Raw genomic sequence first — 1802 nt, forward strand, 5'->3', positions numbered from 1 at the left:
CGGTCCGGGGCCCGCGCCCGCTCGCCGCGCTGCTCGCCGCCGCCGCGCTGTTCTGCGCCGTCGCCGCCTGGAGCTGCGTCCGGGCGGCCGGGGACGGCGATCTCGCGTACGGCCGGGAGCGCGACGCCGTGCTGCTGGCCGGCGAACGGCAGATCGCCCGCCTCACCACCCTGGACCCGGCCCGCGCCGACGCCGAGACCGCCGCCTGGCTGTCCGTCACCACCGGGCCGCTGCACCGGGAACTGGTCCGCGACCGGCAGGCCGCCGCCGAGGCCCTGGCCGGGACCGGCAGCGCCGCGCTCGGCACGGTGACCGGCGCCGCGGTCACCCGGCTCGACACCCGGGCCGGCACCGCCCGGCTGATCGCCACGGTGGAGGTCGAGCTCACCCCGGCCGGCCCGGTCCCCGGACCCGTCACGGAACGCCGCCGCTACGAGGCCGGGCTGAGCCGCACCGGCGAGGGCTGGAAGCTCTCCGACCTGACCGCGCTCACCCCGCAGCCCACCGGGGGCACCCCATGACCCCCGCCGCCCCCGCCCCCGCCACCGGCGCGGCCCGCCGCGCACGGGCCGCGGCACTCGCGGCGACCGGCGTGCTGCTGCTGGCCGGCACGGTACTGCTGGTGCTGGCCGGGCGGCTGGACGATTCCGCCGGCCGCAACCGGGCGCTGACCGACGGTGCCGCCACCCGGCAGGTGATCGAGGAGGTGACCGCCGCCCTGGACACCGTCCTCTCCTACTCCCCGGACACCGCCGGGGACACCGAGCGGGCCGCCGCCGCGCTGCTCACCGGCGAGGCCGCCCGCCAGCACCGGGACCTGTTCACCCGGGTGCGCGACCAGATCGACCGCCAGGGGCTGGCCGTCACCACCCGGGTGGTGCGCGCCGGGGTCGTCCGGCTGACCGGCGACACCGCCGAACTGCTGGTCTTCCTGGACCAGACCGGCCGCCGGCCGGATGGCGGCCCGCCGGCCACCGCGGCGGCGCAGCTCGCCGTCACCGCACGGCTCGACCACGGACGGTGGCGGATCACCGCCATCGCCTCCCGCTGAGGAGGACACCATGCCCACCACCACCGCCTCCACCACCGCCTCCACCGCCGCCTCCACCGCCGCGCCCGGCACAGGCCGCCGCGCCCGGGCCCGGCGGGCCGCCCTGCTGGCCGCCGTGATCCTGCTGCTGGCCGCCGCGGGCTTCGCCGCCCGGTCCGGCACCGCCTGGTATGCGGCGGCCCATGACGAGCGGACCGCGTTCGGGGCCGCCCGGGACGAGGCCCTGGCCGCGGGCAAGCAGGCCGTGCAGAACCTCAACACCCTCGACCACCGGGACACCGACCGGGGCATCGGCCTGTGGCTGGACTCCACCACCGGCGAACTGCACACCCAGCTCGCCGAGGGCCGGGAGGCCTTCGAGGAGCAGATCCGGCGCGCCGGGACGGTCACCACCGCCGAGGTGCTCTCCGGCGCCGTCACCGAACTGGACGAGCGGGCCGGGACCGCCCGGATCATGATCGCGCTGCGGATCACGGTCCGCACCCCGGACGCGGAGCCGGAGCAGGCCCCGGCGGTGAAGGAGAGCCGCATGCTCGGCGAGCTGAGCCGCACCCCCGAGGGCTGGAAGCTCAGCGCCCTCGCCCAGGCCCCGATGGGCTACGCCCGCCGGTGACGGTGCCGGCCACAGCAAGGAGCGCACGCGCCATGTCCACCTCCACCACCCGCCATCTGGTCAACCGCCGGCGCCGCCTGGCCGCCGGCGCCGCCTCCGCCACCGCACCCGCCGCCTCCCGGCCCGGCCCCGGCCGGC

The 1802-nt window shown here is 78.7% G+C and carries 3 protein-coding genes; all 3 read left to right on the forward strand.

Translation table 11 applies throughout. The features are described 5' to 3' along the window. Positions 1-47 precede the first annotated feature (47 nt). The 3 genes from GQS09_RS28145 to GQS09_RS28155 are packed head-to-tail and all read left to right on the forward strand — an operon-like array spanning position 48 to position 1664. On the forward strand, positions 48-521 hold the full coding sequence (locus GQS09_RS28145; protein ID WP_243761889.1) for a hypothetical protein: 474 nt from the start codon (positions 48-50) through the stop codon (positions 519-521). Next, positions 518-1051, forward strand: a complete 534-nt coding sequence (locus GQS09_RS28150) for a nuclear transport factor 2 family protein (RefSeq protein WP_165990336.1) — start codon at positions 518-520, stop codon at positions 1049-1051. The genes GQS09_RS28145 and GQS09_RS28150 overlap by 4 nt, the downstream gene beginning before the upstream one ends. Positions 1052-1061: 10 nt before the next feature. After that, on the forward strand, positions 1062-1664 hold the full coding sequence (locus GQS09_RS28155) for a hypothetical protein (RefSeq protein ID WP_279577814.1): 603 nt from the start codon (positions 1062-1064) through the stop codon (positions 1662-1664). The last annotated feature ends 138 nt before the right edge of the window (positions 1665-1802 follow it).

Origin of the sequence: Streptomyces sp. YIM 98790, assembly GCF_011421595.1 — a bacterium.
Classification (GTDB): domain Bacteria; phylum Actinomycetota; class Actinomycetes; order Streptomycetales; family Streptomycetaceae; genus Streptomyces.

Excerpts from the sequence above, each read along its gene's own strand:
- GQS09_RS28150 (WP_165990336.1), top strand. The coding sequence starts at position 518 with ATGACCCCCGCCGCCCCCGCCCCCGCCACCGGCGCGGCCCGCCGCGCA.
- GQS09_RS28155 (WP_279577814.1), top strand. The coding sequence starts at position 1,062 with ATGCCCACCACCACCGCCTCCACCACCGCCTCCACCGCCGCCTCCACC.